The 22,775-nt window shown below is 29.7% G+C and carries 20 protein-coding genes, 1 riboswitch and 1 other annotated feature; of the genes, 15 read left to right on the top strand and 5 right to left on the bottom strand.

Annotated features, from left to right (window positions below; genetic code table 11):
* Positions 1 to 155: 155 nt before the first annotated feature.
* The 5 genes from SPD90_RS07200 to SPD90_RS07220 all read left to right on the top strand — a co-directional run bounded on the left by SPD90_RS07200 (position 156) and on the right by SPD90_RS07220 (position 5,395).
* Positions 156 to 1,568, top strand: coding sequence for a CapA family protein (locus SPD90_RS07200; protein WP_320924775.1), 1,413 nt, complete (start codon positions 156 to 158; stop codon positions 1,566 to 1,568).
* Positions 1,569 to 1,601: 33 nt separating this feature from the next.
* Complete coding sequence (locus tag SPD90_RS07205; protein ID WP_320924776.1) at positions 1,602 to 2,402, top strand: hypothetical protein; 801 nt, start codon at positions 1,602 to 1,604, stop codon at positions 2,400 to 2,402.
* Positions 2,403 to 2,567: 165 nt separating this feature from the next.
* On the top strand, positions 2,568 to 3,266 hold the full coding sequence (locus tag SPD90_RS07210; protein ID WP_320626955.1) for a PspA/IM30 family protein: 699 nt from the start codon (positions 2,568 to 2,570) through the stop codon (positions 3,264 to 3,266).
* A 48-nt stretch (positions 3,267 to 3,314) separates the two neighbouring features.
* Positions 3,315 to 4,373, top strand: coding sequence for a hypothetical protein (locus SPD90_RS07215; RefSeq protein WP_320924777.1), 1,059 nt, complete (start codon positions 3,315 to 3,317; stop codon positions 4,371 to 4,373).
* Between the two features lie 17 nt (positions 4,374 to 4,390).
* Positions 4,391 to 5,395, top strand: a complete 1,005-nt coding sequence (locus SPD90_RS07220) for an SPFH domain-containing protein (protein ID WP_320924778.1) — start codon at positions 4,391 to 4,393, stop codon at positions 5,393 to 5,395.
* A gap of 59 nt (positions 5,396 to 5,454) precedes the next feature.
* Here the strand turns inward: SPD90_RS07220 and SPD90_RS07225 are convergent, their stop codons facing one another.
* The 4 genes from SPD90_RS07225 to SPD90_RS07240 all read right to left on the bottom strand — a co-directional run bounded on the left by SPD90_RS07225 (position 5,455) and on the right by SPD90_RS07240 (position 10,006).
* On the bottom strand, positions 5,455 to 6,033 hold the full coding sequence (locus SPD90_RS07225) for a nitroreductase family protein (RefSeq protein ID WP_320626952.1): 579 nt from the start codon (positions 6,031 to 6,033) through the stop codon (positions 5,455 to 5,457).
* A gap of 104 nt (positions 6,034 to 6,137) precedes the next feature.
* Complete coding sequence (ilvN, locus tag SPD90_RS07230) at positions 6,138 to 6,641, bottom strand: acetolactate synthase small subunit (RefSeq protein WP_331680533.1); 504 nt, start codon at positions 6,639 to 6,641, stop codon at positions 6,138 to 6,140.
* 17 nt (positions 6,642 to 6,658) lie between these two features.
* Positions 6,659 to 8,407 (bottom strand): biosynthetic-type acetolactate synthase large subunit, encoded by a 1,749-nt coding sequence (gene ilvB / locus SPD90_RS07235; protein WP_320924779.1) that lies wholly within the window; start codon positions 8,405 to 8,407, stop codon positions 6,659 to 6,661.
* Positions 8,408 to 8,480: 73 nt separating this feature from the next.
* Positions 8,481 to 8,726 (bottom strand) — a binding site (T-box leader).
* Positions 8,727 to 8,824: 98 nt separating this feature from the next.
* Complete coding sequence (locus tag SPD90_RS07240; RefSeq protein WP_320626950.1) at positions 8,825 to 10,006, bottom strand: pyridoxal phosphate-dependent aminotransferase; 1,182 nt, start codon at positions 10,004 to 10,006, stop codon at positions 8,825 to 8,827.
* 367 nt (positions 10,007 to 10,373) lie between these two features.
* Here SPD90_RS07240 and trkA point away from each other — a divergent pair, with 367 nt between their 5' ends.
* From trkA to SPD90_RS07260, 4 genes are all read left to right on the top strand, one after another.
* A complete protein-coding gene (gene trkA, locus SPD90_RS07245) occupies positions 10,374 to 11,747 on the top strand; it encodes a Trk system potassium transporter TrkA (protein ID WP_320626949.1) in 1,374 nt (457 codons plus the stop codon).
* A 12-nt stretch (positions 11,748 to 11,759) separates the two neighbouring features.
* A complete protein-coding gene (locus SPD90_RS07250; protein WP_320626948.1) occupies positions 11,760 to 13,232 on the top strand; it encodes a TrkH family potassium uptake protein in 1,473 nt (490 codons plus the stop codon).
* Between the two features lie 456 nt (positions 13,233 to 13,688).
* Positions 13,689 to 14,663 carry a replication-relaxation family protein gene (locus tag SPD90_RS07255; RefSeq protein WP_320626947.1) on the top strand — a complete coding sequence of 325 codons (975 nt, stop codon included), beginning with the start codon at positions 13,689 to 13,691 and terminating at the stop codon, positions 14,661 to 14,663.
* Between the two features lie 408 nt (positions 14,664 to 15,071).
* The gene (locus SPD90_RS07260; RefSeq protein WP_320626946.1) at positions 15,072 to 15,578 is read left to right on the top strand and encodes a hypothetical protein; all 507 of its coding nucleotides are present in this window, start codon (positions 15,072 to 15,074) and stop codon (positions 15,576 to 15,578) included.
* Between the two features lie 83 nt (positions 15,579 to 15,661).
* Here the strand turns inward: SPD90_RS07260 and SPD90_RS07265 are convergent, their stop codons facing one another.
* The gene (locus SPD90_RS07265; protein WP_320924780.1) at positions 15,662 to 16,276 is read right to left on the bottom strand and encodes a PIN domain-containing protein; all 615 of its coding nucleotides are present in this window, start codon (positions 16,274 to 16,276) and stop codon (positions 15,662 to 15,664) included.
* Between the two features lie 182 nt (positions 16,277 to 16,458).
* A riboswitch (FMN riboswitch) is annotated at positions 16,459 to 16,579 on the top strand.
* A 119-nt stretch (positions 16,580 to 16,698) separates the two neighbouring features.
* Between SPD90_RS07265 and ribD the strand changes: the two genes are divergently transcribed.
* The 6 genes from ribD (at position 16,699) to SPD90_RS07295 (ending at position 22,660) form a co-directional block, all read left to right on the top strand.
* The gene (ribD, locus tag SPD90_RS07270) at positions 16,699 to 17,811 is read left to right on the top strand and encodes a bifunctional diaminohydroxyphosphoribosylaminopyrimidine deaminase/5-amino-6-(5-phosphoribosylamino)uracil reductase RibD (RefSeq protein ID WP_320924781.1); all 1,113 of its coding nucleotides are present in this window, start codon (positions 16,699 to 16,701) and stop codon (positions 17,809 to 17,811) included.
* A gap of 25 nt (positions 17,812 to 17,836) precedes the next feature.
* Positions 17,837 to 18,496: a riboflavin synthase gene (locus SPD90_RS07275; protein ID WP_320924782.1), complete on the top strand. Its 660-nt coding sequence runs from the start codon at positions 17,837 to 17,839 to the stop codon at positions 18,494 to 18,496.
* A gap of 20 nt (positions 18,497 to 18,516) precedes the next feature.
* The gene (locus SPD90_RS07280; RefSeq protein WP_320924783.1) at positions 18,517 to 19,716 is read left to right on the top strand and encodes a bifunctional 3,4-dihydroxy-2-butanone-4-phosphate synthase/GTP cyclohydrolase II; all 1,200 of its coding nucleotides are present in this window, start codon (positions 18,517 to 18,519) and stop codon (positions 19,714 to 19,716) included.
* 60 nt (positions 19,717 to 19,776) lie between these two features.
* On the top strand, positions 19,777 to 20,238 hold the full coding sequence (ribH, locus tag SPD90_RS07285) for a 6,7-dimethyl-8-ribityllumazine synthase (protein ID WP_290693627.1): 462 nt from the start codon (positions 19,777 to 19,779) through the stop codon (positions 20,236 to 20,238).
* Positions 20,239 to 20,379: 141 nt separating this feature from the next.
* Positions 20,380 to 21,750, top strand: coding sequence for a metallophosphoesterase (locus tag SPD90_RS07290; protein ID WP_320626364.1), 1,371 nt, complete (start codon positions 20,380 to 20,382; stop codon positions 21,748 to 21,750).
* Entirely contained in the window at positions 21,743 to 22,660 is a 918-nt protein-coding gene (locus SPD90_RS07295; protein ID WP_320924784.1) for a DNA-processing protein DprA, read from the top strand. Before SPD90_RS07290 ends, SPD90_RS07295 begins: the two co-directional genes overlap by 8 nt.
* Positions 22,661 to 22,775: the final 115 nt, after the last annotated feature.

Raw genomic sequence — 22,775 nt, forward strand, 5'->3', positions numbered from 1 at the left:
AATGAATTTTATTATTTTTATTTACTAAATTTTCATCATTTTCTTTATGTATATTATTTTTTTGATGTAAGTCATTCTGTTTTTCAGTTTTTATAATTTCATCAATAAGTTCCATCTTTTTATATTTAGAAATATTTTTTATATCTAATGTAGAGGTGCAAGCAGATACAATTTATAATGATAGTATAAATTTACAAAAGCAAATTGTGACATTGAGGGAAGGTCAAGAAACTAGTATTTGGAGCGGTTCAGGGAACAAAAATAATATAAAAGGAAATTACTATTCTAAAAATATAAAAATAGCTGCCGTTGATAAAAATGGAATGATAAGAGCGAAAATGGTAGGTGTTACCTCAATTGTCTATCGAAATGAAGATAATAAAGAAATAGAAACTACAATAATCGTATATAGAAAGATGCTAGAGCCTTTAACTGAAATCAAAGAGCCTAGATACACTCTTGATGACGATGGAATATACAGAAATTCAAAATCTAGCGAAGAAAATTCAAATAAAGCGAGAATAATGTTAGTAGGAGACTTGATGAATCAAACTAGACAACAAGAGGCTGCTTTGACAGAGGATGGGACTTATAATTTTAATGAGAGCTTTTCACTAGTTAAAGATATTTTTTCAAAAGCGGATTATGTAGTTGGAAATATAGAATCACTGCTTTCTAATTCATCACCTTATATGAAGGAGCAAAATTTTGCAGGAAATAGACCTTATTGTAATGGTCCAATTACTTATTTAGATGCACTTAGATATGCTGGCTTTGACACTTTAGTAAATGGAAATAATCATATGACTGACAGCGGGGAAAGAGGTTTAATAGAAACTAACAACGCACTAGATAAATACAAATTTTCTCATACAGGATGCTTCACATCTGAAGAAGAGCAGAGATTTGTTATTACTGAAATAAATGGAATAAAGGTCGCTGTGTTATCTTATAGTGAAAAATTTAATAAAAAGGATACAACATTACCTGAAGAAAAAAGGGAAATGATGATCAATAGATATTCTAAGGAAAAGGTAGAAAAAGACATAAAGGATGCAAGAGATAAGGGTGCAGAATTTGTAATTGTGTACAATCACTGGGGAAGAGAATTTTGGAATGATTATACAGAAAAACAAGCTCTACACGCTCAAGAGATAGCTGATGCAGGTGCCGATTTAATAATAGGCTCACATCCTCATGCATTGCAGACAAGTGATGCCTTAATTAATAAGGAAGGAAAATCAGTTCCTGTAATGTATTCAATGGGGAATTTTGTATCACACCAAACTAGTACAGTTACAAAGGATACATTTATTTTAAATGTAGTATTGACAAAAGATGATAGTGGAGAAGTTGAAATATCAGAGATGGGATATATACCTTGTCATGTATTAAAAGAAAACAATGGAGCTTCTTATGTTGTTACTCCTATTTCTTCAGAATTTAACAAGGGTATAGATATGAATTCTTCTTATTATTATGAATTATCTAATGCGTATAGTAGAATAACAGCTATAATAAACGATACTATACCGGAGATAACTTCATTTGATCAAATTACAAATTAATATATAAATTTAAATACAAAAGGGGTATATATGATGACTGAAAAAAATAAATACAATATAGTAATAGCAGATCCAGCAAAAAATATAACAGTTTTTGTTTTAGATGATATAGATAAAAAATTGTATAAAAGCGTTGCAAAAGATATTTTAGAAAATACAGATTACGAAGCTGAGCAAGTTGGATTTATAAAAGAGCCTATTATGGGTGGAGACATAAGACTTGAAATGATGGGTGGAGAGTTTTGTGGAAATGCTTCTAGAAGTATAGGAATGTTTTTTGCACAAGAAAATAATATAAAAAATGGAATTGTATCTGTTGAAATAACAGGAAGTAATAAACCTTTGAAGACAAAGGTAGATTTAGAAAAGGAAACAGCTGAAATAGAAATGCCTATTCCTAAAGGAATTGAAAATATTTGTGTAGAGGATTTAGGAAATTTTCCAATTGTAATAATAGAAGGAATTAACCATATAATAGCTGAAAATATCGATGCTACAGAAGAAAATTTTGAAAAATTTAAAAAAGCTGTATATGAAAATTACGATGTAGAGGCTTTTGGAGTTATGTTCTTTGATGTAGATAAGAAATATATTACTCCAGTAGTATATGTAAAGGATACAGATACGACTTTCTTTGAAAGCAGCTGTGGAAGTGGTACATTGGCTACAATTTTCTATCTAGGAAAAGATTTAAAGGACGGAGATTTGAAGTACAGCATCAGTCAACCAGGTGGAACTATAGATGCAGAAATAAATAAAGAAAATGGACAAACTAAAAAGATAACTATAGGTGGAGTTGTAAAATTAAGCTCTAAAATTGAAATAGAATTGTAGAAATTGAGGTATTATTGTTACTAAAGGTGCAATAATACCTTTATTAATTTGAAAAGTTAAGATTTTGTAAATTTTAGAAGTTTAAATATTAATACAAATGCAAAAATACTGTGATATACTTAAATTAAAATTAGATACCTATAGATTATTTAAGGAGGAGTTACGATGGCTGGAATTTTAAGTAGATTTAAGGATATAATGTCTTCAAACATTAATGCATTATTAGATAAGGTAGAGGATCCAATGAAAATGATAGATCAATACCTTAGAAATCTAGAAAGTGATTTAGGTAAGGTTAAAGCAGAAACAGCAGCAGTTATGGCTGAGGAAACAAGAGCAAAAAGAGAGCTAGATGAATGTACAGAATCTATAAATAAAATGCAAGCTTATGCAGAAAAAGCATTATTAGCAGGTAATGAAGCTGATGCTAGAGCATTTTTAGAGAAAAAATCAGAATTAAGTAAAAAATTATCATCACTTCAACAGACTTATGATATAGCAAAAGAAAATTCAACTAAGATGAGAGCTATGCATGATAAGATAGTTAAAGATATAGCAGAACTAAATTCAAGAAGAGATCAATTAAAGGCTAAAATGGCAGTTGCTGAAACTCAAGAAAAATTAAATAAAATAGGCTCTAGTATAGATGGAGCAATGGGCAATATGTCTAAATTCGATGAAATGGAAGCAAAAATAAATAAGAAATTAGACACAGCAAATGCTATGGCGGAATTAAATTCTTCTAAGGATAGCAGTAATATAGATGATTTAATGGCAAAATACGATACACAAACTGGTGGGGCATCTTCTTCAGAAACAGATGATGAATTAGCTGCATTAAAGGCTAAATTAGGTTTACAATAAGTATTTTGGAGTTAGATTAAAGGCATTTAATACTAGAAGGGGAGATTTATGGAGAGTGTAAAAACGTATTATTGCACAAATTGTGGGGCAGTGATGGAATTTGATGTTTCGTCACAAAATTTAAAATGTCCAAATTGTGGCAATGAAATTGAAATAAAACATGATGAAAGTAAGGTTGTAGAACACCAACTAACAAAAAAAGCGATAAATTCTATAAAAGCAGAAGAAAAAACATCTACTAGTATGGAATGTGAAGGCTGTGGTGCTCTTGTGGAGGTAGACGCTACAAGCACTGCTACAGTATGTCCATATTGTGGCTCAAATTATGTATTGGCTAAAAAGCAAATGGATGCATTAGTTCCAGATGGAGTAGTACCATTTAGAATTGACAAGGTAAAAATCGGGGAGATTTATCATGATTGGATAAAAAGCAGATGGCTTGCTCCAAATACGCTGAAGAGCTTGTATCAGACTGATAAGATCCAAGGTATATATATGCCATTTTGGACATTTGATGCAGATGTAGATGCTTCATATCAAGCTATGGGTGGAGAGGATTACGAAGTCACTTATGAGGATTCAGATGGAAAAACTCATACAGAAATAAAAACTAGATGGCATCCTACATCAGGACATGTACATAATTTCTTTGATGATGTATTAATAAGAGCATCAGATAAATTAAAATCAAATTTATTAAATTCTATGGTTTATAATACTCAAAATATATCTTCTTTTTCACCTGATTATATGTCTGGTTATTGTTCTGAGATATATACTGTAGATTTAGATGATGCTCATAGAGAAGCAATAAATAAGATGGAAAATGAAATGAGAAGCTTATGTGAAAGCGATGTGCTTAGAAGATACGACAGAGTAAGAGGTTTATCTATGAATTCATCTTATCAAAATGAAACTTATAAGCATGTATTACTACCTGTTTATTCGACAGCTTATTATTATAAGGATAAGGAATACCATGTTTTAATAAATGGTCAATCAGGTGTAATAGTAGGTGAGTATCCTAAGAGTGCATTTAAAATAGCTGCTATAGTTGTAGCAATACTTGTTATAATGGCTTTGATTTGGTATTTTATGAATTCATAGAAAATAGGAGGCATAATATGGGACTTTTTAGTGGACAACTGGCAAATGTAGTAGAATGGGAACAGTTTAGAGACGACATGATCTTTTGGAAATGGGATAATAAAGAAATTAAAAAAGGAAGTAAATTAATTATTAGACCAGGCCAAGATGCGATATTTATGTTTAATGGAAAAGTAGAAGGTGTATTTAAGGACGAAGGAAGCTTCGATATAGAATCTCAAATAGTGCCTTTCTTATCAACATTAAAAGGATTTAAATTTGGATTTAACAGTGGTATGAGAGCTGAGGTTTTATTTGTCAATACTAAGGAATTGACAGTAAAATGGGGAACAAAAAATGCTATAAATATACCAACGCCAAATCTTCCAGGAGGAATGCCTATAAAATCTTTTGGAACATTTTGCTGTAAGGTAGCTGATTATCAATTACTTATAGACAAGGTAGCAGGCGTTAAAAAGCAATACACAATAGATGATGTGAAAGAACGTATAATGTCTATGCTAGACCAAACTCTTATGAGATGGATAGTAAAGGAAGGAAAAGATATATTTAATATTCAAGCAAATGCATTTGAAATTTCTAACGGTATTAAAACTGATTTAGATATGGAAATGCAAAAGATAGGAATAGCTATTACTAGCTTTGCAATAGCTAGTGTTAGCTATCCAAAGGAAATACAAGAAATGGCTACAAAGGCAGCATCACAAAGTATGATAAATGACATGAATAAGTATACTCAAATGGCTATGGCAGATTCGATAGCAAATGGTTCAAATGGTGGTAGTGGCTCAAGTATGGCTGCTGATATGGCTAGCATGCAAATGGGTATGATGATGGGTCAACAGATGGCAAATCAAATGATGGGTGCAGGACAGCAAATGAATCAACAACCTGTGCAGCCTCAACAACCTGTTAATCCACAAGGTGGCGGAAATGTGGCTAAATTCTGTCCAAACTGTGGTACACCAAATAACGGAGGTTCTAACTTCTGTCCAAATTGTGGTACTAAGTTAGTATTATAATATCGATTTTTAGATTGTTTAAGAAGGAGTAAAATTTATTTTACTCCTTTATTAATAGATTAAATTTCTACAATTAAGTCATCTAAGACTATTTTAGGTACATGGTGGGTATTATCTTCATCCTTCCAGTATTTTATATCGTCGCCCTCTTTTATGTCTTCGATTACAACATTTTGATTTGGCTTACCTAAAGCTAGTATCAATTCTATATTGTAGTTTTGAGGTAGGTTTAAATCTTGAGATATGTTTTTTCTATTAAATGCACCTATCATACAACCTCCGAGACCTTCTTCTATAGATTTTAATAAAATACTTTGACAAGCAAGTCCTAAGTCAATATCGAAAGTAGGAGATTTTTTTATTTTTTCATCAGATAAAAATAGTATAAAAGCAGTAGGTCGTTGGCCTTCTACAGGACCATTCCAATCCTTTAAATATCCTGCCCATTTAATATTTTCGTAAATTATGTTTAATTGAGAAGCTTTTGTTATAGGTAAAAATCTTATAGTTTGCATATTTCTACCAGATGAAGTAAATCTCGCTACGTTCAACATTTCTTTGAGCATATCGATAGAGATTTTATAGCTTTCATCAAATATACGATAGCTTCTGTTGTTTTTTATTAGATTTTCAATCATTCTCTCGTCCTCCTTAATACCAATATTTAATATATTATGTATATACATAAAAAATCCTCTAAATGAGTATAGAGGATTTTTATACTTAAAAATTATCGATAAATCTATCTATCTTCAATATTAATAGATTCTATTGCAACACTACCACTTCTAACAACAACGATATTATTAGGATATTGTTTTGCGAATACATCTATCAATCTATCAACTTTCTTTTCAGTGTGTACACATTGTAAAAGTATGCTTTTTTTGCCAATATCAACTATATCCATATCAAATACTTTAGCCATTTGGAAAATATCGTTTTTATCTTGTGTAGAGCAATTTTTTACTTTTATAAATAGAAGTTCTTTAGTATGAGTTTCTAAAGTAGTTAAGTCGATAACCTTTATAACTTCTACGAATCTATTTAATTGTTTTTTTATTTGTTCAAAAGTAACATCATCACAGTAAACACCGATAGTCATTCTTGATGTTGCAGGATCTTCTGTTTTTCCTACTGTCAATGTGTCTAGATTATATAATTTAGCTGAGAATAAACTTGAAATTTTAGCAAGTACCCCAGAATAATTTTCTACGTAAAGAGCAATCCATCTTTTCTTCATCATTTTATCTATATTCCTTTCTAATAGTTAGTTTCAAGTAACATTGCGTTAAGAGGTTTACCACCTTGAACCATTGGTAAAACAACGTCTTTGAAGTCGATTAATATTTCAATAATAGTTGGTGCATCTGTATTTTTCTTAGCTTCTTCAAATGCATCAAATAATTTATCTTCGTCCATAACTCTTATTCCATAAGCTCCATAGCTTTCTGCGAGCTTTATAAAATCTGGAGTATATGGAGGACAGCAATCTGGTATATTATTTCCATTGAAATTACATTTTCCTTCACAGCTTTTTCTCTTTCTCAAGCATGTTCCAGAATAGTTCTTATCGTGGAAAAATTGTTGCATTTGTCTAACCATTCCTAAGAAACCATTATTGATAATAACTAACGTTATAGGAAGTTCTAGTTGAACTGCAGTTGCAAGTTCTTGTATAGTCATTTGTACACCACCATCACCAGCGATGCAAACAACTCTCTTATCTGGATTACCAATTTGTGCTCCTATAGCAGCAGGTAAACCAAATCCCATAGTACCTAGTCCACCAGAAGTTATTAATTGTTTATTTTTATTCATTTCTAAAAATTGAGTAGTCCACATTTGATGTTGACCTACGTCTGTTACAAATATACCATCGTCAAAAGCTTTATTTAAATTATTAAATATAGCTTGAGGTGAAATTCCTCCTTCTACAGAGCTTGGTGCAGTTACTGGACGTTCTTTATCCCAAGCTTTTATTTGTTCAACCCATTCCTTTGTATCAAGCTCTTTAGCTAATGGAATTAACTCTTTTATAGCTGCCTTAGCATCTGCAACTATAGGTATATTTACCACTATATTTCTAGATATAGAAGCAGAATCTATATCTATATGTATTATTTTAGCATTTGGAGCAAATTCAGATATTTTACCTGTAACTCTATCGTTAAATCTTGTTCCTATTGAAAATAATACGTCACATTCATTAACTGCTTTATTAGATGCATAGCTACCATGCATACCTACATTACCTATGAAAAGAGGATGAGAAGTAGGGATAGCACCTTTTCCCATTATAGTAGTTATAACAGGAATTTGTGTTATATCTACAAGCTTTTCGAATTCTTCATTCGCATGTGAAATATTAACTCCTCCACCTATTAAGAATAGAGGTTTTTTAGCAGCTTTAAGCATTTTTAAAGCTTTTTTAATTTGTCCTATATGAACACCAGTGCTTGGTTTATATCCTCTGATATCTACTGTTTTTGGGTATTCAGCAGATCCCATAGCGCCTACGATATCGCTTGGCAAATCTATTACAACAGGACCAGGTTTTCCTGTTCTTGCAATATAAAATGCTTCTTTAATTATTCTACCTAAATCCTCTCTTTTTCTGATAGTCATAGAGAACTTAGCTATAGTTCTAGTTATACCTACTATATCGACTTCTTGGAAGGCATCGTTGCCTATTACTGCAGTCGAAACTTGTCCAGTAAAGCATACTAGAGGTATACCGTCGTAGTTTGCATCAGCTATACCTGTAACTAGATTAGTTGCCCCTGGCCCACTTGTAACTAAGCAGACACCAACTTTTCCAGTTGAACGAGCATATCCTTCTGCTGCGTGAATAAGACCTTGTTCATGTCTTGGTAAAATTAATTCTATATCTGGTTCGTGATATAGTGCATCGAAAATATCCTTGTCATATCCACCTGGATAAGCAAATATTTTATCAACACCTTCTTCGATTAAAGAATTGATGATTAATTGAGATCCTGTAATTTCCATATTGTCCTCCCTATTATTTCAAAAATGTATTAATTAAAAAAATATAATAAAAAACCCCAAGCTAATATATATAGCTTAGGGCGAATTATCTAATCCGTGTTACCACCTAAATTCAAAGAAAAATTCTTTGCACTCAGCCGATACTTAATAAAAATATCGTTTTCGTTTTAACGGTCGAAAATCCGATGGAGCCTACTTAAAAAAATTGTTCAGTCCACAGCTCAGAGGCTACTTCAATTTTAGACTCATGAAAATTTCCACCAACCATTTTCTCTCTGTATTTTATCTAAAACATACTGCTCCTCGTCAAAGCCTTTAATTTTATATAAGGTATAATAATTCTAACACTTATTTCCATAATATGTCAATTATATAAATTGAGAAAGTTCATGTATTCAAAAAACAAATAAAAACCAATTATTGATCTAACAATTTTTTTAGTTTAGATAGACGTCTTAGACATTCATCTAGAGTTTCTTTAGATCTAGCGAAGTGAAGTCTAATAAGGTTATTTACTTCCTCCCTGAAAAAGCTTGAACCTGGAACAGGGGCTACACCTATATTTTTAGTCATCCACTCTGAAAATTCTAAATCGTTCATTCCTTTAAATTGATCTAACTCTAAAAATTTAGATATGTCGACTAATACAAAATAAGTTCCCTGTGGAATAGTGTGTTCAAGTCCTATTTCATCTAGTCCTTTTAGAAAATAGTCTCTTTTTTCAGTATAAGTTTTTTTCAATTCTTCGTAATAAGATTCGTCGAAATTAAGCCCAACTACTGCCGCTTCTTGTAGAGGAGAAGGTGCTCCTACAGTTAAGAAATCGTGGACCTTTTTAGCGCATTCAACTATTTCCTCTGGTCCAACTAAATATCCAAGTCTCCATCCTGTGATAGAATACGTCTTTGATAGAGAGCTTGTAGAGATAGTTCTTTCGTACATACCAGGCAGTGATGCAAAATATGTATGATGGTAAGGTTCATATATCAAATGTTCATATACCTCATCTGTTATTACAAATGTATCGTATTTTACAGCTAAATCGGCTATAATCATAAGCTCTTCCTTTGTAAATACTTTTCCAGTTGGATTTGAAGGATTGCAAAGTATTATCGCCTTTGGATTTTGTTTAAATGCATTTTCTAAAACTTCAACATCGAAATCAAAAGTAGGTGGAACTAGTGGAACGTATATAGGTTCAGCTCCTGATAATATGGCATCAGCTCCGTAGTTTTCATAAAATGGAGAGAAGACTATAACCTTATCTCCAGGATTACAAACTGTCATCATAGCACACATCATAGCTTCTGTACCACCACAAGTTACTAATACTTCTTTTTCAAAATCGATATTTCTTTTAAATGCTTTACTTTGTTTTTTTGCAATTGCTTCCCTTAAATTTGGCGCCCCAAAAGTTACAGAATATTGATGAGGACCTTCAGCTGCTATTTTAGCCAAAGCATCAGTCATTGCTTTTGGCGGTGGAAAATCTGGGAAACCTTGAGATAAATTTATAGCTCCGTATTTATCGCTTATTCTAGTCATTCTTCTGATTACTGAATCAGTAAATGTATTAACTCTGTTACTTAATTTTGGCATTTTTTCCTCCTGTATAATATTAATTAAAAACTTTTATCAATAATATAATTGTATACAAAAATAGGAAAAAATCATATTGAATATCGAAAAAATGGATAATTTTATAAAAAATAAACTTCAATTAGTGAAAAATACCTCTGCCAAAAATAGAAAATTATTGAGTATATAAAGATTGCATAAATAAATACCTAGAAAATTGCTAAAACATATAAAGATTATATAAAGATTTTGCAAATATGTATTATAATATAGATTGTAATAAATTTCCCATATTATAAAGTCTTTATTTGAAGATTATAGAGGATTATTTATCAAAATATAAAATATTAACTAGGAGAATATAAAATATTATTCAAGGTTTAAAAATTTGAACAGGAGGAAGGAAATGCAAATAGTTGTAATAGGATGCGGAAAAGTAGGGAGAACTTTGATTGAGCATCTAGCAATGGAAGGACATGACATTGTAGTCATAGACAATAATTCACAAAATATAGAGGATATAGTAAACACATATGATGTCATGGGGATTTGTGGAAATGGAGCTATTTACGATATCCAAATGGAGGCTGGTGTAAATAAGGCCGATTTATTCATATCAGTTACATCATCTGATGAGGTTAACTTAATTTCTTGCTTGATAGCAAGAGAATTAGGAGCTAAAAATTTAATTGCAAGAGTTAGAAATCCAGATTATGCATCACAGATATCATTTATGAGAGATAGATTGGGAATTAGTATGATGATAAATCCAGAAAAGGCTGCTGCTGATGAAATAGCGCGTATATTAAAATTCCCATCAGCCCTTAAGGTAGACCAATTTGCAAAGGGACTTGTAGATTTAGCAGAGATAAAAGTTAAGCAAGGAAGTAAATTAGTAGGAATATCATTGAGTGATTTGAATAGAAAGTTTAAATCTAGTGTACTAGTATGTGCACTTCAAAGACAACAAAGAGTACATATACCAGATGGTAGATTTTCTTTAGAAGAGGGTGACAAAATACATATTACTGCATCCCATAAGGATTTAGAGAATTTTATGGTTTCAGCTGGAATTTACGAGAGAAAAATCAAGTCAGTTATGATAATAGGCGGAGGTAGAATAGCATTTTATCTTTCTAAGCAATTAGCTGAAATTGGTATAAAGGTGAAAATTATAGATAATGATGAAAAAACATGTGAAAGACTGAGTATGCTTTTACCAAAGGCAGATATTATAAATGCCGATGGTACAGATCAAGATGTTTTATTAGAAGAAGGTATAGAGCATGTAGATGCGTGTGTATCTATGACTGGTATAGACGAAGAAAATGTAATTATATCTATGTATGCATCTAAATGTAATGTGCCTAAGGTAATAACAAAGGTAAATAGATTTTCAATAATTAATATGCTGGAATCTATAGGTATAGAAAGTGTCATTTCACCTAAAGATATTACAGCAAATCAAATAGTTAGATATGTAAGAGCAAAGGCAAACAAAGTTGATAGTGGTATAGAAACACTTTACAAAATTGTAGACAAAAAAGTAGAAGCTATTGAATTTATAGCGAATAAAAATGTAAGCTTTTTAGGTGTACCTCTAAAAAAATTAAATACGAAAGAAAACCTACTTGTAGCAGGTATAATGCGAGGTAATAAGTTGATTGTACCGAGCGGGGACGATTTTATACAAGCTGGAGATAGTGTAATAATAGTTACAACAAATTCTTTCTTAACTAGCCTGGAAGATATTTTAGCTTAGGAGGTTGTAGTTATGAACAGGAGGATGATTTTAAGGACTTTAGGAAATATATTGTTATTTGAAGGAATTATAATGGTATTGCCACTTTTAGTATCTTTAATTTATAAAGAGCGTAAGGCTATGTATTTTATTATAACTATAGCAGTTGCTTTGGCAGTAGGAGGATTTCTTTCAAATTTAAAAACAGAAGATAAGCGTATATACGCAAAAGAAGGATTTATAATAGTAGCTCTTAGTTGGATTGTTGTATCTTTAATTGGAGCCTTGCCTTTTTATATGAGTGGGGAAATCCCAAGCTATATAGATGCGTTTTTTGAAACTGTTTCTGGATTTACGACTACAGGTTCTAGTATTTTAAACGATATAGAAAGTCTATCGAAGGGTATGCTATTTTGGAGATGCTTTACTCACTGGATAGGTGGTATGGGAGTACTTGTATTTGTACTTGCATTTTTACCACAATCAGAAGGTCAAAATATGTTCCTTATGAAGGCCGAGGTTCCGGGACCTGTAGTAGGTAAATTAGTATCTAAGGTTAAAATGACTGCGAGAATATTATATGCTATATATGCTGTACTTACTTTGTTAGAAATAATATTTTTATTGATTGGAAAGATGCCACTTTACGATAGTATTGTGCATGCATTTTCTACAGCAGGTACAGGTGGATATTCTATAAAAAATACTAGTATAGCTTATTACGATAGCTATTATATACATATCGTGATATCTGTATTTATGCTGTTGTTTGGAGTAAATTTTAATTTATATTATTTATTGCTGTTAAAAGATTTCAAACAAATATTAAAAAGTGAAGAGCTTAAATGTTACTTGTTAATAGTAGTCAGTTTTACAGCTATAATTACAGTTAATACATTAGGTATTTATGGAAATGTAGCAGAATCATTTAGATATTCGTTTTTCCAGGTTGCATCTATTATAACTACGACTGGATTTGCTACAACTGATTTTAATCTATGGCCATCGTTGTCGAAAGTTCTGATATTATTATTGATGGTTATAGGTGCATGTGCCGGTTCCACTGGTGGAGGTATGAAAATATCTAGGGTTATGATGCTAATAAAATCAGCAAGATCTAGTATAAAAAAAATGATTAGCCCGAGAAGTGTAACGACAATAAAGATAGAGGGAAAGCCTGTGGATAAGCAAGTGCTTGATTTTTCGTATTCTTATTTCGTAGTATATGTATTTATATTATTAGGATCTATGTTATTAATTTCATTTGAAAATTTAGATATGGTTACAATAATAACAGCTCCTTTAACTTGTCTGGGAAATGTAGGACCAGGATTAGGGGAAATAATAGGTCCTGTAGGTAACTTTTCATCGCTATCTAATTTTTCAAAATTAATACTTAGTTTTGACATGTTAGCAGGACGTCTTGAATTATTCCCTATGATAATGCTTTGCTATAGTTTTAAAGAATGGTTATCTGCATCAAAATCAAAAATATTTAAAAAGTAAATACATAAAAGAGAGTGTTTAAAATAGTGGCTTCATTATTTTATTTTAGTTGGGAGATTCTTTGTTTCATATATATTATTTGAAATGATTTTAGGGTTTACAATTATAGAAGCTACTATTTTAAACTATATAAAGTGTTTATATAAATTGGAGTAATTTTACATACTAGATAAATAAAATATATTTTGTGGGAATTTTCTCCTCATCGTCGTGTTTATAAAAGCTAGTAATATTGCTTTAATATACTTGTAAGACGTCTTGAATTATTTCTAATAATAATATTTCATTATAATTTTAAATAATGTATAGCTATATCTACAAAAAAATTTAAAAAGATACAAAAAAATAATATAATAATAAATGATATATATCGTAAAAAATATTATAATTAAATTAATATAATTTTTATGAAAACATAATTATTGTTTCATTTTATATATGAGGGGAGTAATTAGTATGAAAAATGATAAAAATGTTGAACTTATTTCACCAATCGGCGAAATTTGTAAAAAAGTGGATTTAAAAAAGGCAATGGTACCTATTTGTGATGAAAAGCTATCACCATTTGCATCTTATGTAGGGGATATGCATAAGTTGAACAAGCCTAAAAAAAATACGACGAAAGTGGAAGCCGATTTTTTATTGGAAAAAGGTCATATTGGAGATATAGAAAAGGCCATTTTATTTACAATAAATCGTTTATTGTTTGCTACATCTTTACAGATTACTTTTTATTTAAAAAAGAGCGGATATGATATAGAATCTAAAACAGTAGCTAGAAAATTGACAAGGCTTAAGGAAAAAAGCTTTGTAAGACAAATAGAATTTGTTTCTGAAAATAGTATTAGTTCATATAAAGCGTATTATTTAGGATATCATGGAACAGGTTTATTGAGGGCGTTAGATGTAAAAACGTATTCTCAGGGTTATGTAAGTGAAATAAAAACATCTAAAATTAAATCTATATTAGCATCAAACCAATTATTAACTCAGGTTATGAATGATGAATTAGAATATGAGGTGTCTAAGGTTATAGTTAATGATAGTATTAGAGGTTGTATCGTTAGACCACAATCAATTTTAAAATTCAATGACCGTAATTTTTTTGTTGAGGTAGTCAGAAAAACTTCGGATTGGCAGGAAAAATTAAGCCAAAAATTGTTAAGATATGATACAGTTATAGAAAATTATAAAAATTTAAATATCAAATTTAAAACAAAACCAATACTTATAATACAAGGTGAATCATATGAACATATGTTTGATATAATGAACTTATATAATAGCAATAATTATGAAAATATCGATGTGATATTTACTTTTGATAGAATTTTATTGTATCAATTGGAAAATGCATTTTTTACCATTGAACAAAAAGTGCCAAAGAAGAGCTTCTTTTCATTTTTATTTAGAGGAAGAAAAAATAATTAATTGATGAAAAAGGTAGAAATAAGGAATAATTTTATATAATAAATAAAATTTAATATAAAAATATAAAAATTCAAATATAGTTCATAAAAAATTTACATTAAATTCATATTAAAAAGGTATTATCTAAGTATAGAAAGACTAGCTTAATAATTTACTTAAATACCCGGATAATGATAGATTCCCTCACACTCTTTTATCTATCATTATCAAATTTGGCCCTGTACCCTCGTTAATCAGGGCTTTTTTTTTGCTTTTTATTATAAAGTACTCATTTTTCCTAAATAACTTTAAAAAGATAGAAAATTCTTATATAATAGGAGTTAAGTAAGAAATTTATATTTTTTTGTAAATAAATGTATATTTATTAATATATATATTTTTTTAATTTATTTTTAAAGAGGTGAGATGGTGGAAAGAGTATTGTTCTTTGGTATTTTACTTTTCATAGCATTATTTATATTGAATTTAAAATTATCCTATGTTGCATCTAGAAGTATTAACTTTAAATTAGGTGTATTTTTTTCAATTATAACTTTACTATTTTTAGCAGTTAATGGCATAAGTGATGAATTTAGAATTGTACCAATAGTAACTTCTTTGCTTGTAATAGTTTGTATGTGCATAGGATTAGTTAAGTACATTTTTAAGATTTTCAATGGAAAAGTCGATGTGATTTTAGCATTTTGTTTATTGACAGTATTAATTTGTGAGGGATATACGAGATTAGATCCTTATGGTTCTTTTTTATATTTTATATTTAAGGAAAATATCAATGTACATAAAATAGAAATTTTTGCAATTATAGGATTTATAATATTTTTATCAGTAAAAATATTTGCAGGAATTTTCTTTAAAAAAGATTTAAATTTTTTGGATAAAAAACAATTTCAAGTAAAAGATGGAAAAGGTAAGTAATATATACAAAAGGTATGAAATAAAATCTATTATTTCATACCTTTTGTAGTTTTAAGAAAATTAATTATACTTTTTACACTAATTTAGGCGATACTAAGAATATTGTACTTGAAAATGATAGGTTTACAAGTATTATATATCTTGTTATTCCAGCCAAATTGAAGAAAAAAGTTAACTTCTAGATCCTTTTCTGTTTTAGAAGAATCTATTGCTATTAAGGCCTTAGTAATTGTTTTATTTGTATATCCTAAGTTTTTGAGAGCTTCTGTTATTTCGTCGTCCATATTTTGCATTATAGCGAGTGCATCATCATAATTTTCATCAAATAGAGATTTAAGATTTGATATTAAATTTATAGAGCATTGAGTCTGTTCGCATAAAAAGTTTATTGAATGAAGATATCCTTTATCTCTACTAATTATGTAATAATCGATATTTTTACTTTTGTTAGATCCTATAAGCAAACCTAAGCAGCTCACTAATTGAAAATCAAGACAGTTTTTACCTCCAGATTCTATATGGATATTTTTAATAGTTGCTTTTGTTTCGATAGTTTTTATAAGATTTTCGTGAAAATTGTGAACCGTAGTTTTATCAGTTGTAAAAAGTATTATTAAGTCGTTCTTGTCTAAATAATTAGCCCCTTTAAGAGAGCGTATATTTACATTTTCCGTGTCTACTAAAAAAATTTTTTGCATTTTTAATCTCCCTTTTAATTATTAATTTTAAATAATGAGCTCATCTATTTAGAATTATTTACAAAAAAAATTTTTATATACAAAATTTTAAAATAATGTAATTAAAAAATAATAAATTTGCAAATTATATTAAAATGTGATACATTACAAGTATAAAGTTAAAATATAGATATAAAATTTGATATATTCTTCGGGGCAGGGTGAAATTCCCGACCGGCGGTATAGCCCGCGAGCTAAATTATTTTTAGCTGATTTGGTGAGATTCCAAAGCCGACAGTAAAGTCTGGATGAGAGAAGATAAAGTAATAAATTATTTAAAATTTTTAATAATTTTATTATTATTTTTGTTATTGATTGTAAGAGCTCTGATATATATCAGAGCTTTTTTAATGATCTTTTAAAAAAAGAAAGAAGGAATTTTTATGAAATTTGATTCAAAATGTCAAGAAGACAATTACTATATGAAAAAGGCTTTAGAACTTGCAAAATTGGGAATCGGATTTGTAAATCCTAATCCACTAGTTGGATGCGTAATTGTAAAAGATGGAAAGATAATCGGACAAGGATATCATATGAAATATGGACAAGCCCATGCCGAAGTAAATGCGATAAATAGCGTTACAGAGGATATCGAAGGAGCTACAGTTTATGTTACATTAGAACCGTGTTCACATTACGGGAAAACTCCTCCATGTGCAGATAATTTAGTAAGACATAAGGTAGGGAGAGTTGTTATATGTAACGTAGATACCAACCCCCTAGTAGGTGGGAAAGGAATCAAAAAATTAAAAGAAAATGGAATAGAAGTTACAACTGGGGTACTAGAAGAAGAAGGTTTAAAAATAAATGAAGTGTTTTTCCACTATATAAATAAAAAGATACCTTTGATAGTATCGAAAACTGCAATAAGTATGGATGGTAAAATCGCTACAAAGCATATGGAATCTCAGTGGATTTCAAATGAAAAATCTAGACAGATGACCCATGAATTTAGAAATAAGTATATGGCCATTATGGTTGGAATAAATACAGTTTTAAAAGACAATCCAAGCTTGACTACTAGAATAGAAAATAGAAAAACAAGAAACCCAATAAGAATTGTAGTCGATACAAGCTTAAAGATACCTATAGATTCAAATTTAGTTCAAGATCAAAAAGCAAAAACAATAGTTTTTACATGTAACAACGATTTAGAGAAAATAAATTGTTTAAAGGAAAAAGGTGTAGATATCTATATAGCACCAAAATTAGATGGTAAGGTAGATTTAAACTTTATAGTAGAAAAATTAGGCGAATTAAAGATAGATTCAGTTTTAGTAGAAGGTGGGGCCACTTTAAATGACAGTCTTTTTAGAAATAATCTAGTTGATAAGGTGAAAATATTTATGGCTCCCAAAATAATAGGTGGAAAAGAAGCACCTAGCTTTGTATCTGGAGAAGGTATAGAAAAATTAAGCGATGCAACAAATTTGAAAATTCAAAACATAACTATGATAGATGAAGATGTTCTAATAGAAGCAGATGTGATTAAATAAATTTTGATTGCAGAAAGGAGGTATTATGTTTACAGGAATTATTGAGGAAGTGGGAGTAGTCAAAAATATTACAGCGAATGGAAAAAGCGGTAAGATAAGAATTTCAGCTAATAAGGTTTTGGAAGATGTTAATCTAGGTGATTCTATAGCAGTTAATGGAGTTTGTCTGACTGTATGTGAGGTTTTTCAAAATGAATTTGTAGCAGATGTAATGATGGAAACAGTCAGAGCGACAAATTTGAGTACTTTAACTAGAAATTCAAAGGTAAATTTAGAGAGAGCTATGAGCTTATCCTCTAGATTTGGTGGACATATAGTTACAGGTCATGTGGATACGACAGGATCTATAATAGATTTTAAAAAGGAAGAAAATGCAGTTTGGATAAGTATAAAGGCCGACGAAGAGTTTTTAGATTATGTTGTACATAAAGGCTCAATAACTATAGATGGTGTAAGTCTTACAGTTGCTTATGTAGATAAAAAAATACTTAAAGTATCGATAATACCTCATACAAAAGATAACACTACACTTTTAGGCAAAAAGGTTGGAGATTTAGTAAATTTAGAAAGTGATATCATCGGAAAATATGTAAAAAGATTTACATCTTTATCTAACCAAAACGATGAAAAAAATAATAAAAAGAGCAATATAGATTTAGATTTCTTAATCAAAAATGGATTTTAATATTATACAGGGGTGATTTTATGACAAAATTTAATACAATTCCAGAAGCTATAGAAGATTTAAAAAATGGAAAGATGATAATCGTAGTAGATGATGAAGATAGAGAAAATGAAGGCGACCTATTGATGGCAGCTGATATGGTAACACCAGAAGCTATCAACTTTATGACTAAATACGGCAGAGGATTAATATGTATGCCAGCATTAAAAGAAAAATTTGAAGAAATAAATCTACCACTAATGGTCAGAAACAACACAGATTCTTTTAAAACTGCATTTACTATTTCTATAGATGGATCAAATACAACTACAGGAATATCAGCATACGATAGATGTGAAACTATAAGACAATTTACCAATAAGGACGCTAAAGAATGTGATTTTAAAACTCCTGGACATATGTTTCCTCTAGTAGCTAAAGATGGAGGTGTCCTTGTTAGAAATGGACATACAGAGGCTGCTGTAGATTTAGCTAAAATAGCAGGATTTTCTCCAATAGGCGTAATATGCGAGATATTAAAGGAAGATGGAACAATGGCTAGAGTAGATGATTTGATGAAATTCAAAGAAGAACACGACTTAAAAATCATAACTATAGCTGATTTAATAAAATACAGAAAAATAACAGAAGTAACTGCTGAGAGAGTAAGTAGCGCTACATTACCTACAAGTTACGGAATATTCGAAATAATCGGATATAGAGATATATACAATGGAGAAGAACACGTAGCTCTTAAATACGGAGATTTAGATAGTGAAAATGTACTAGTTAGAGTTCACTCAGAATGCTTGACAGGAGATGCGTTCCACTCAATTAAATGCGATTGTGGAAAACAATTAAATTCAGCTATGGAAACTATAGCAAAAACTGGAAGTGGACTAGTTATATATCTAAGACAAGAGGGTAGAGGAATCGGTCTTATAAATAAAATAAGAGCTTACCATATGCAAGATGAAGGGTATGATACTATAGAAGCTAATTTAGTTTTAGGATTTGAAAATGACTTGAGAGATTTTAATATGGCGGCGCAAATATTGAAGGATTTAGGTGTAAAGAGTATTAGACTTTTGAGCAACAACCCTGATAAATTAGAACAATTAGAAGAATATGGAATAAAAATAAATGAAAGAGTTTCTACTGAAGAAGAAATAACACAATACAATATAGATTATTTAAGAACTAAGAGAGATAAAATGGGACATATGTTAGAAATAGGCTAATAAAATATCAAATAAGATACTTTATAAATATACATAAACTAATAATTGGAGGAATAGAAAATGATATATGAAGGAAAATTAAATGGAAGTGGATTAAAAATAGGTATAGTTGCAGCTCGTTTCAATGAGTTTATAGTATCTAAATTAGTATCAGGAGCAGAAGATTGCTTATATCGTCATGATGTGGCTAAGGAAGATGTTGAAATAGCATGGGTACCAGGAGCATTTGAAATACCACTTGTAGCTCAAGCGATGGCTAGAACTAAAAAATACGATGCAATAATTTGCTTAGGATGCGTTATAAGAGGAGCTACTTCACATTATGATTATGTTTGTAATGAAGTTTCTAAAGGAATAGCAAAAGTATCTCTAGATGAAAATTTACCAGTAATGTTCGGTGTTGTTACAACTGAAAACATAGAACAAGCTATAGAAAGAGCTGGAACAAAAGCAGGAAATAAAGGATATGATTGTGCAATGGGTGCTTTAGAAATGGTTTCTTTATTAAAAGGAATAAAATAATTGATTTTGATAATATAATAAAATAACCTGACGAGTTTAAATTGAAATTTCTCGTCAGGTTATTTTTTTGAATATTGTTCTTTTTATACATTAGTATTAAAATATAATTAATATTAAAAGGAGTAAAAGGGTGTCTTTAATATGAGATGCGAACAATATATGAATTCAAATGAAATAAACTATTTAAAGGAGGACAAAAAAATAAATTTTAATAAGAAAGTAGAATTTATTGTGGCAACAGATTTGCACTATATTTCCAAGAAAGCGAATGTAGATGGAGAATTAAATGAAATATGTGAGGCAAAGGGCGATTTGAAACAAATGAAATATATCTCTGAAATAATAGATGCCTTTATAAGTGAAGTTATAGAATATAAACCCAGTGGAGGCTTAATTATATGTGGAGATTTAACGTACAATGGGGAGATGGTAAGTCATATAGATCTCATGAAGAAGCTACAAAGGGTAATAGACAATGGTATAAAGATCTATGTAATTCCTGGAAACCACGATATTAAAAACTACAATGCATATAAATATAAACCTACACAGAAGGTTCCAGTAAAAAATGTTTCTCCAAAGGATTTTAAAGAAATATATTTTAACTGTGGATTTAACGAAGCTATATATGAAGATAAATATTCACTTAGCTATATTGCACCAGTTTTAGAGGATTTATGGCTTGTAATGCTCGATACTAATTTTTATCAAAATAACAACTGGAAAAATCCTGTTGCAATAAAAGGTGTATTAAGTGAAAGTACTTATGAATGGCTGGAAAAACACTTAAAGGAAGCAAAGGAAAAAAATATTAAAGTAATAGCAAGTACACATCACAGTTTAGTTGATCACAATGATTTATTAAATAAAGGTTATACTTTAGAGGAAAATCAAAGACTTATAGAATTATATGCTAAGTACAATGTAGTATTGAATTTAAGTGGACATCTGCATATTCAACATATAAAACCTGGATATAGTAAAATTTTAAACAATAAAAAAGTATACGATATAGCTACAAGCTCTTTAATCGTATGTAGAAATCAATATGGTATTTTGAGCTATGATCAAAAAAATAGCATATTTTATAGAACTAAAGTATTAGATGTTTCAAAATGGGCTTTAAATAATGGATATTTAGATAATAATTTATTAAATTTTAATTATTATTCGTATAATTACGCATATAAGCAAACTCATAAAAAAATTTATTATGAGTTGCTTAGACAAAACTTAAGCGAATACGAAGCAAAATTAATGTCCAGCACTCTATCAAAATTAAATCCTGCTTTTTTTAGTGGAACAGTAGTTGAAATTTATAGAATTATAGAAGTAAGTGATAATTATAAAATATGGTCGTTAGTAAGTGATATTTTCTATCATAAATATATAGATAGCATTATGAAAGAAAATAGATTTGACCATAATACACTTAGACTATCTCTTAGAGAAGATGATGGTTCTTTTGGACAAGTAATTTGGAATAAAAATAAAGGGAGAGAAAATGGATAATAGCGTAATACTTACAATTATAGATTTAATAGGTAAGAAAAAAACAAATAGTATAATAGATAGAGGTTTTTTAGATGAAGCCATAAAACTCAACGAAGAAGATATCTTGAGCTGTTTGAAAAAATATAAAGAGGTAGATAATGAATTCGATATACCTAGCCTAGAAGAAATAAAAGCTTCTATTGAGGATTCTGTGAAGGTTTTATTAGAGTCAGAAAAATTAGGCATAAAGGCTACGAATATATTTAATGAGGATTTTCCATCAAAGCTAAAGGATATAAAGGACAGAAGTATTTTAATTTTTTATAGAGGCGATTTAAATTGCCTTTATGAAAAAAATTCTATTGCTATAATAGGAACTAGAACTCCTACAGAAAAAGGTGAACAAATAGGAGAGGCATTAGGTTATTATTATGCTAAAGAAGGATTTGTAATCGTATCAGGCTTAGCAAATGGATGTGATACAGCAGGTCATAGAGGATGCTTAAAGGCAAATGGAAAAACTGTCGCTACATTACCTTGTGGATTAGATAAATGCTATCCAAATGACAATAATGATCTAGCCGATGAAATAGTTGAAAGTGGAGGGTGCCTAATAAGTGAATATAAAATAGGAACAAATCCTTCAAGTAAAAATTTCATAGAAAGAGACAGACTTCAAGCGGCACTTAGCTTAGGAGTTTTAGTAGTAGAATGTGCTATAGAATGTGGTACTATGCACACTGTTAGATTTGCAGAAGCATATAATAAGAAGGTTGCTGTTTCACTTCACAAAGATGTAGAAAAAGATATCGATACTGTAAAGGGAAATTTATATCTTTTAGAGCAAAAAAGAGCTATCGGACTTAAGGATATAAATGACTATAAAAAGTATAAAAATATATTATTGGGCTACAAAATATATTGTTAAAATATGTTATTGATTAGTATAAAAAGATGTATATTTAATGAATTTGTATTGATAAAAAAAAGACAGAAAAATGTGAAAATTCATTTTTCTGTCTTTTTTTTATCAATTAGAATTT

It is taken from the genome of Intestinibacter sp. (assembly GCF_034113885.1).
Lineage (GTDB): Bacteria > Bacillota > Clostridia > Peptostreptococcales > Peptostreptococcaceae > Intestinibacter.